General features: G+C 61.3%; 8 protein-coding genes and 1 tRNA gene. 1 reads left to right on the top strand and 8 read right to left on the bottom strand.

Annotated elements, in window-relative coordinates:
• Nucleotides 1-199 precede the first annotated feature (199 nt).
• Nucleotides 200-276: transfer RNA gene (locus GA0061101_RS29855), tRNA-Met, on the top strand.
• Between the two features lie 264 nt (nucleotides 277-540).
• Here the strand turns inward: GA0061101_RS29855 and GA0061101_RS29850 are convergent.
• The 8 genes from GA0061101_RS29850 to GA0061101_RS29810 form a co-directional block, all read right to left on the bottom strand.
• On the bottom strand, nucleotides 541-918 hold the full coding sequence (locus tag GA0061101_RS29850; protein WP_092576542.1) for a response regulator: 378 nt from the start codon (nucleotides 916-918) through the stop codon (nucleotides 541-543).
• Nucleotides 911-1,963 (bottom strand): HWE histidine kinase domain-containing protein, encoded by a 1,053-nt coding sequence (locus GA0061101_RS29845; protein WP_037199337.1) that lies wholly within the window; start codon nucleotides 1,961-1,963, stop codon nucleotides 911-913. The genes GA0061101_RS29850 and GA0061101_RS29845 overlap by 8 nt, the downstream gene beginning before the upstream one ends.
• A gap of 458 nt (nucleotides 1,964-2,421) precedes the next feature.
• Nucleotides 2,422-2,643, bottom strand: a complete 222-nt coding sequence (locus GA0061101_RS29840; RefSeq protein ID WP_051964039.1) for a hypothetical protein — start codon at nucleotides 2,641-2,643, stop codon at nucleotides 2,422-2,424.
• Between the two features lie 905 nt (nucleotides 2,644-3,548).
• Complete coding sequence (locus tag GA0061101_RS29830; RefSeq protein WP_037199335.1) at nucleotides 3,549-4,613, bottom strand: ABC transporter ATP-binding protein; 1,065 nt, start codon at nucleotides 4,611-4,613, stop codon at nucleotides 3,549-3,551.
• On the bottom strand, nucleotides 4,610-5,539 hold the full coding sequence (locus GA0061101_RS29825; protein WP_037199334.1) for a PfkB family carbohydrate kinase: 930 nt from the start codon (nucleotides 5,537-5,539) through the stop codon (nucleotides 4,610-4,612). The genes GA0061101_RS29830 and GA0061101_RS29825 overlap by 4 nt, the downstream gene beginning before the upstream one ends.
• The gene (locus tag GA0061101_RS29820) at nucleotides 5,540-6,562 is read right to left on the bottom strand and encodes an SIS domain-containing protein (RefSeq protein WP_037199332.1); all 1,023 of its coding nucleotides are present in this window, start codon (nucleotides 6,560-6,562) and stop codon (nucleotides 5,540-5,542) included.
• Nucleotides 6,559-7,404 carry a carbohydrate ABC transporter permease gene (locus GA0061101_RS29815; protein ID WP_092576539.1) on the bottom strand — a complete coding sequence of 282 codons (846 nt, stop codon included), beginning with the start codon at nucleotides 7,402-7,404 and terminating at the stop codon, nucleotides 6,559-6,561. The genes GA0061101_RS29820 and GA0061101_RS29815 overlap by 4 nt, the downstream gene beginning before the upstream one ends.
• The gene (locus GA0061101_RS29810; RefSeq protein WP_037199329.1) at nucleotides 7,404-8,288 is read right to left on the bottom strand and encodes a carbohydrate ABC transporter permease; all 885 of its coding nucleotides are present in this window, start codon (nucleotides 8,286-8,288) and stop codon (nucleotides 7,404-7,406) included. Before GA0061101_RS29810 ends, GA0061101_RS29815 begins: the two co-directional genes overlap by 1 nt.
• Between the last annotated feature and the right edge of the window lie 16 nt (nucleotides 8,289-8,304).

Below are 8,304 nucleotides of genomic sequence, written 5' to 3'. Positions count from 1 at the left end.
TATCCCCTTGCGCACCTGAAATAAGGGCCAAGGGAAACAAGCGACAAATCGCTCACCGATTTGCGCTGGACGCGATAAGCCGCTCAAGCGGCTTACGCTGGTAATACGGGACAAACCCTCCGGGTTTGCTCGGGCGCGATAAACCGCTCAAGCGGTTTACGCTGGACGCGATAAGCCGCTTTGCGGCTTACGCTGGTAACGCGGGGTGGAGCAGCCCGGTAGCTCGTCAGGCTCATAACCTGAAGGCCGCAGGTTCAAATCCTGCCCCCGCAACCAAATCACCCAAATGCATATACTTCAAAGCCGTTTCGGCGTTCAGGGACTTGCCGGAGTGCGCACCCAGCAGGGCGGCCACCTCAAGCAGCGCCCTACCTCCGCCTCCCACATGGGCCACGGCGTCCTCAATAGCTGACATGCCATAGCTCGCAACCCGAGCAGCATGAAGAATGAGCCGCGCTCAAGCAAAGAGCCTGCAGACAATCAACTCAAACCTTCCTAGCAACAATCGGCGATAAACCAATTAATTGACAGATATGAGTGTCACAAGAGCGCGGCGCGGTGCAGAAGGTGCGTAAAGACCTCGGCCAGTTCCTTGTCCATAAACGGCTTCTTCAGAACCGGCCGGTCGCGATAACCATCCCGAATGTCGTCACTGCTGTAGCCGGTTGAGAAGGCGAACGGCACACCATGCGTAGCGAGCGCATCGGCTACGAGGTAAGTCATTTCGCCGTTCAAGTTCATATCCAGCATGGCGACATCGAAATTTTGAGATTCGATCAGGGCGATGGCCTGATTGACCGTGGCGGCGCTGGTCACGGCCGCACATCCCAGGTCTGCCAGCATGTCTTCGATCATGATGAGGATCAGCATTTCATCCTCGACAACGAGCACGCGACGACCGGAAAGCAATTTATCCATCACGAGCACCGTTCGACGCAGGAAAGTTGATCGTGCAGACGATGCCCTCACTCCGGTAGTCGAGATCAACCGTGCCCTCCAGTTCATGAGCCAGGCCGCGCTCGATCACGCGCGAGCCGAACCCTTTCCGTGATGGGTATGTCACCGACGGCCCATCCTTCTCCTGCCAGCGTAAATGAAGCCAGTCGCCTTCCGGCGACGGCTCAATCGTCCACGAGATCAGTACCGATCCGGTCTTGTTGGAAAACGCGCCGTATTTCACGGCATTGGTTGCGAGCTCGTGGAACGCGATACCGAGCGCAAGGGTTACCTTCGGTGAGACGCGGATATTCCGGCCCGTGATGACAAAGTGCTCTGAGCGCCCGTTTCCAATCCCAAACGGCTCCAGAGCCGCGTTGACCAGATCGAGCAGCCCCGCACCCTCCCAACTTTCCCGGGTCAATAGGTCATGAGACCGCGACAGTGCAAAGAGCCGTGGCTCGATGGAATCCCGGATTACATTGACGTCGGACGCATTCCTCAGGGCTTGCCAGACAATCGACTGTACTGTCGCCAGCGTATTTTTGACACGATGGTTCAATTCGTCGATGAGCATGCGAGACTGGGCCTGTTCCCGCTTATGATCGGTAAGGTCGACAAAAGAGGCGAAGTGCTGCACGATAACGCCGCTTTCGTCTCGAACCGGGCTGATAAGGACCGCCGACCAAAACACGCTGCCATCCTTGCGACGATAGGAAATTTCCGAACCGCCGGTCGTGCCCGCGAATGCGGCGTCGATGCGCGCGAGCGAATCGGGATCCGTGCCGCGCGCCATTAGAAAGTTGAAGCTCTGTCCGAGTACCTCTTCCCGAGTATAGCCGGTCAAGTCGAGAAAGGCGTTGTTGGCGAAAATGATGGGATTGTCGGATTCTTTCGCATCCGTAAAAACCATCGCCATTCGTGTCGTTTCAGCGGCGACGACGAAAGGACCGAGCTCTCTCCGGAAGTCGTCGACCTCGGCTTCGGCGATTTTCTGACCATCAGATTTGGCGATTATATCTGGCATCTACCGGCCTCATCCCGTGGTTTGGCGGGCCGCGGCCAGTCGATATTATTGTATACTCTGGGAAGCTTCGCGACCAGCGAACATTTATCCGCGCCGCAAGGGCTTCCTTAGTACCAACGACCCCGGCCGAACCAGCCGCCGCCGCCGATCAGCAGAACGACAATAACGATGATGAGAAGTGTGGTGGTATCCATGTAAGTCTCCTGGGGAGCGCCCGATCATCTCCATCGCGCTTGACTGCACGGTGCGTTGTTCGTGATGGCACTCCAACTAAATTTAACGTTCAGAACCGAATTTGGTTCAATTCGAGGGCATATTTGTTGATATATCGGCGAAATCGGCCGGTCAGGTTCCGCCGCGATCGGTGATATTGCGGCAACACATGTCCGCCGATATGCCATAAAGTCGTGCGAAGCCAAAAATGGCGATGTTCGAAACTTGAGCCACTTTGCGAGCACCTATCGTCCCGGCGGCTTGTCGCTGCATCTGACTTTTTGAGCGTCCAGTTGTCCGTGTTCAAACGACTTGGCAGCGCGGCTGCCTTCGGGATAGGGGTTGCCTTCTGCCGGGTTCTTCTGTTTGCCGGCTTTTGAGCCACGCCCATAGGCGCTGGTATCGCGTTTGTCAGCTTGCTTCGCATCCGTTGCGCTCAACAGCGGCGATTCATCATGCTTTGCCATGGGGCTATCCTTCTCTATTGCGGATGGGCCTTCTCTATTGCTGAGCAGGCGCCGTCGCAGGCGGCATTGAGGCTGCCGATGGCTGTATCGTGGTCCTCTGGGCAGCCGGAATTCTAGATTCCTTCGCGCTCGTGTAGGGCGAGTTTGCATAAGGCCAAAAGTTCCACGCCAGCGCTGCGACAGCAACAACCGCCAATATAGCGATCGGCGGCCCCCAAGAAGAGCGGCGCGCATATGGCGTGGTTCTGAGATCTAGATTTGGTTTATTAGAATTAGTGTTCATGTAAATTTCCTCCATACAGGAAAACTCTTTGCTGGAGCAAAGGTTCCGGTCGCAGAAATATTGGAGAATACTTATGGAGGGCTGGCGGAGATCCCAAATTTCCACCCTCCATACCTGGCCATAGGGCGGGCGAAAGACGGAAGACCTCAGATTTGAGGCCGAACGTCTTGACTGTGCGAAGTGTGTCCAATGGTCGGAATCGGAGTGGGACGGCTCATCGCGGCGGATGATCGTCTGCGGCGCGAGGCTTCGATGATCGCGCGTCTGTCGATCTTGATGGTGATATTTTCCTTGCCACCTCTGTGCTCGATCGCATTCTGGACGATATTGACGATGACGCGCTGTGGCCGCCGGCATCACCCTAGATGGCCAGACGGTCGACACCTGTCTCAGCGACAATTCGTATCCCTGCGTACTGGCGAGAGGCGTCGTGTCGGCGGCGACGATCCGGCAGAATTCCACCAGATCGACGCACGAGACATTCCTGCCGATGACATCCAGACGCCGCAGGTCGAGCAACTGTTCGGCAAGCGTGGCAATATGCGCCGCATCGGAGAGAAGCCGGCTGCGGATTCGGCCTTGCGGTATCGTCTCGACGCGCGCCTGCGGGATGGCCGCGAAATCATTCGCAGCGGCGACCGGTGGCGCGGTCGAAGAGGTGCAGCGCGTTGGCGTCGAAACCGAGCTTCAGCGTCTGCCCTGCGGCAATCGCAGTGCGCGGGGGCAGGCAGGCCATGAGCCGCTGCGAACCGGCTTGCGCGGTCACGATCAGTTCGGGACCCGTCAGCTCCGCGACTTCGCAAATGGCCTCCAGCTTGCCCTGCTCGTCCATACGCATCGTTTCCGGCCGTATGCCGACGACCAGTTCCTGTCCCTGTTTGACCCCGTCCTTCGTCGCAGGCATGGGCAGCGTGATCGAGGTGCCGTCGATGCGCAGGGAACCAGCCTCGGCGGTCGCGTTCAGCAGGTTCATCGGCGGCGCGCCGACGAAGGTCGCGACATAGAGCGTTGCCGGGTGATTGTAGATCTCGTCCGGCGTGCCGAGCTGCTCGATCCGACCATCCCGCATCACGGCGATGCGGGTTGCAAGCGTCATGGCCTCGATCTGGTCGTGGGTCACGTAGACGATAGTGGTCTTCAGTATCTGGTGAAGACGCTTCAGCTCGGTGCGCATCTCCATGCGCAGCTTGGCGTCGAGGTTCGACAGCGGCTCGTCGAACAGGAAGACCTCCGGCTTGCGCACCAGCGCCCGGCCGATCGCCACCCGCTGGCGCTGGCCGCCGGAAAGCTGGCTCGGCTTGCGCTCGAGCAGCGGTTCGATCTGCAGCAGCTTCGCCGCCTCGCGTACCGCCTTGTCGCGTTCGGCCGCCGGCACCTTGCGCATCTCCAGGCCGAAGCCGATGTTGCGATGGACCGAGAGGTTCGGATAGAGCGCATAGGACTGAAACACCATGGCGATGTCGCGATCCTTCGGATGCACCCCGAGCACCGAACGGTTGCCGATGCGGATATCGCCGCTGGTTGCTTCCGCCAGCCCGGCGATGATGTTGAGCAGCGTGGACTTGCCGCAGCCGGACGAGCCGAGCAGCACCAGGAACTCGCCGCTTTCAAGCGAGATGTCGATGCCTTTCAGCGTCTCGACATCGCCATAGCTCTTGCGGATGTTCTGGATTTCAAGCGCGCTCATCGAACGGCCTCCTCGGATGCTTTGGCCGGGCCGTAGCTGCGCGGCAGAGTGGAAATGGCACGGGAAGCGACCGCAGTCCCGGCCGAAATGCAGGCTGCAAGCGGCTCGCCTCGGGCAAGGGCGGCCAGGAAACCCGCGTTGAAGACATCGCCGGCACCGATCGTATCGACGACGGTGACACGCGGCGCGGCGACCGAAACCAAGCTGCCATCGGCCCCGATGGCAATGGCGCCCTCGGGCCCGCGCTTGACAACGACGATGGCTCCATCAGGCATGTGCGAACGAAGCGCACTCGCGGCCTGAACCGGATCGTCCACGCCGGCAAGCGTCGTCGTTTCGACTTCGTTCATCAGCGCGACGCCGCAACGGGAGAGCCAATGCCGCGTCGAATTGCAATTCTTCTCGGTCCAGCCGTCAAGCGGCCAGCCCGTGTCGAGCGCAACCGTGATCCGGTGTTTATCCGCCCAGTCGAACAGCGCTTCGTAGTCGCGTGTCAGGTCGTCGGTGAGGAAGGCGCCACACAGCAGCGCATAGCCGCCGGAAAGTTTCGTCCCGTCGAGCACGGCATGCACGTCGGCCAATGTGAGCCGTGGCAGGTGGCCGCGTGTCGTGAAAAAAGTGCGCTCACCGTCCGGATGGGTGATACCCACGGATAGAGTCGTGCCTTCGGGACGCACCGGCCACTTGCTGCTGCGGGTGCCGAATGCTTCATTGAGCCAGCGTCCAAACTGGTCGCTGCCGACATTGGCAGCGATCTCGTAATCGATGCCGAGGCCCTCCCAGGCGAGTGCGGTATTGCCCGCCTGCCCGCCGACGCGCAGCTCGTCATGGTCGACGATGATCTCCGTGCCGGCCTTGGGCCAAGGCTCGGCCGGCCCGAGGATCAGGTCGATGTTGACGTTGCCGATGACTGCTAGTGGCTTCATTCATTCGCTCCGGGTGATCTTGGTGGAGCGCAGCGGCGCGCCGGCATTCTCGACCCGGGCATCGGCAAACGCGATCATCAGCGCCTGCGCCACAGGCAGCATCTGGAAGATGGCGGCAAGGCCGCTTTCCGGCTTGAAACGGAGCGTGATGCAACCGGGGACCGGTTCTTCCTGCGAACCGTCGAAGATGATCACAGGCGCCCCCGTCTCGACGGCGGAAACAGCCATGGCCGTCACCAGGCCGGCGGTCGCGTCGTTGCCACGGAAAAGCACGACGCCGATCGATGGGCCGAGCATTTCCATCGGCCCATGCCGCAACTGGCCGCCCTCGAGCGAAAAGCAGGGGCGGCGCGACAGCTCGGTGAGGCCAAGTGCAAGCGCCTCGGCAACGCCCTGCAGGCGGCGGCCTGAGGTAACGATGGTGGCGACATCGGCAAGGGCAGCAAGCGCCGGCGAGATATCGAGCGTCTGCGGTGCCTGTAGTACCGCCAGTGCGCTCGCGGGATCCTGCCCAAGCGCGGTGAAGATCGCCAGATGCAGCGCGAAGGTCACGGTGAGGCTGCGCGTTGCCGCAAAGGCAAGCTCGGTGCCGCCGGCGCCCACCAGCGAGGGAGCGGTCCTCGCGAGGAAGGAGCTGCCCTCCAGCGTCAGGCCGAATGTGTCGGCATTGCCGCCCGTCTCGTCGAACCAGCGCAGCACTTCGGCGCTTTCGCCGGACTGCGACGTCACGAAGATCGTCCGGTCCTCGAGCGACAGCGGCTGGCCGAGCTGTTCGGAGAGCGGTAGCGCGATCGCATCGATGCCGGCAGCACGGTAGAGCGTCTCGACGGCGCGGTTGACGGCGTGGGAGCCGCCCATGCCAAGCAGCAGCAGCTTGCCGGTGCGCTTCAGCGAGGCTGCCGCCTTGGCAGCCATCTCGGCAGCGGCCTCGAAGGAGGCAATCGCATCGGCATGTTGGCGGGCCATTTCGCGATCGATCGCGGCAAGCCCGGCGGGGCGTGTTTTCTCTGTGGTCATGTTCATCCCTTGACGCCGCCGCTGGTCAGCCCGGAGATCAGGGCACGTTGCATGACAAGACCGATCAGCACCGGTGGCAGGGCGGCCAGCACGCCGGCAGTCGCGATCAGTCCGTAATCCGAGACACGGCCGCCGGCCAGATCGGCGATGGCGACGGTGAGGGTCTTTGCGCGCTGGTCGGAGGTGAAGAGCAGCGCATAGAAGAATTCATCCCAGGCAAGCAGGAAGGCGAAGAGCGCCGAGGTCGCCATCACAGGCATGGCAAGCGGCAGCGTGATGATCTTCAGCGTCTGGAACAGACCGGCGCCATCGATCATCGCGGCGGCCTCGATCTCCTTCGGAATGGAATCGAAGCCGGATTTCATCAGCCAGGTCGTAAAAGGCGCGAGGATCGTCAGGTAGACAAGTGCCAGACCGAAGACGTTGTTGAGCAGGCCGAGATAGGCAAGACTCATATAGAGCGGCACGGCAAGTGCGACGGGCGGCAGCATGTAGGTGGCGATGACCATCGAGAGCGACCATCCCACGGACGGCGTGCGCGACACGGCCCAGCCAGCTGGGATCGCCAGCGCGATCGCTGCGATCGTCGCCATGCCGGCAACCTCGATGCTGTTGCGCAGCGACGAGGTAAAGGCGGCTCCCTCGCTGTTTTCCAGCGTCGAAAGCAGCACCCAGTAGCGCGAGAAGTCAGCCGTCTGCGGCCACCAGCGCAAGGGCTTGGCGGCAAGATCGGCAGCCGGCGAAATGCTCATGATGAAGAGCCAGGCAATCGGCGCCAGGATGACGACGGCGAGCAGGATGGCGCAGACATAAATGAAGCAGGTGAAGAGCGGGCTCTTGCGTTCCATCAGGTCGCACTCCCCGCGGTTTTGCGGACAAGGGCGGCATAGGCCGCGGCAAGCACCGTCACCAGCAGCGTGACGATGAGGGCAAGCGATGCGCCCGACCCCGCCCGCTGGAAGGAGAAGGCTTCCTGATAGACGAGGATCGATAGCGTACGCGTGCTGTTTGCCGGGCCGCCGCGTGTCATCACCCAGATGATATCGAAGACCTTGAAAGCCTCGATGGTGCGCAGCACCAGCGCCACCATCAATGGCCCGACAAGATAGGGAAGGATGACGAAGCGGAAGCGCTTGAAGGGGCCGGCGCCGTCGACCAGCGAGGCGGCGGTGATATCGCGCGGCACGGCCTGCAGGGCGGCAAGCGCGATGAGCGCCACCAGTGGAAAGTTCTTCCAGCAATCGGCGACGATCAGCGCCGTCAGCGCCGTGCCCGGTTCGCCGAGCCAGGAGCGGTAGGCGTCGATCAGGCCAAGCTGGGTAAGGGCTGCGTTCAGCGCGCCATATTCCGGATTGTAGATCAGCCGCCACAGCGTGGCGTTGACGACGGTCGGCAGTGCCCAGGGCAGGATCATCAGCGCGCGCAGCACGCCTCGGCCCTTGAATTCCTGGTTCAGGAGCAGCGCGGCAAGCACGCCGAGCACCATTTCGGCGGCAACGGATACGATCGCGAACCAGGCCGTGGTGATCAAGGTGCGCTGGAAATTGGAGTTCGCCAGCATCTTCGCATAATTGTCGATGCCGACGAAATTGCCGCCGGTGCCGACAAGCTTTGCATCCGTGAAAGAAAGGCCGACGGTATCGACGAGCGGCCAGCCGATGACGGCGACCATCACCACCAGCAGCGGCAACATCAAAAACCAGGCGCGAGTTGTCATTGAGGTGCCGGACATGACGGGCCCCTTCTTT

The sequence above is a fragment of the Martinezella lusitana genome, assembly GCF_900094565.1.
GTDB lineage: Bacteria > Pseudomonadota > Alphaproteobacteria > Rhizobiales > Rhizobiaceae > Rhizobium > Rhizobium lusitanum.
The sequence above is the reverse complement of the archived record's forward strand: the minus strand, read 5'-3'. Positions and strand labels throughout refer to the sequence as shown.

Bases quoted from the DNA above. Each gene is read 5' to 3' on its own strand.
- GA0061101_RS29850 (WP_092576542.1), bottom strand. From the start codon at position 918: ATGGATAAATTGCTTTCCGGTCGTCGCGTGCTCGTTGTCGAGGATGAA.
- GA0061101_RS29845 (WP_037199337.1), bottom strand. From the start codon at position 1,963: ATGCCAGATATAATCGCCAAATCTGATGGTCAGAAAATCGCCGAAGCC.
- GA0061101_RS29840 (WP_051964039.1), bottom strand. From the start codon at position 2,643: ATGGCAAAGCATGATGAATCGCCGCTGTTGAGCGCAACGGATGCGAAG.
- GA0061101_RS29830 (WP_037199335.1), bottom strand. From the start codon at position 4,613: ATGAGCGCGCTTGAAATCCAGAACATCCGCAAGAGCTATGGCGATGTC.
- GA0061101_RS29825 (WP_037199334.1), bottom strand. From the start codon at position 5,539: ATGAAGCCACTAGCAGTCATCGGCAACGTCAACATCGACCTGATCCTC.
- GA0061101_RS29820 (WP_037199332.1), bottom strand. From the start codon at position 6,562: ATGAACATGACCACAGAGAAAACACGCCCCGCCGGGCTTGCCGCGATC.
- GA0061101_RS29815 (WP_092576539.1), bottom strand. From the start codon at position 7,404: ATGGAACGCAAGAGCCCGCTCTTCACCTGCTTCATTTATGTCTGCGCC.
- GA0061101_RS29810 (WP_037199329.1), bottom strand. From the start codon at position 8,288: ATGTCCGGCACCTCAATGACAACTCGCGCCTGGTTTTTGATGTTGCCG.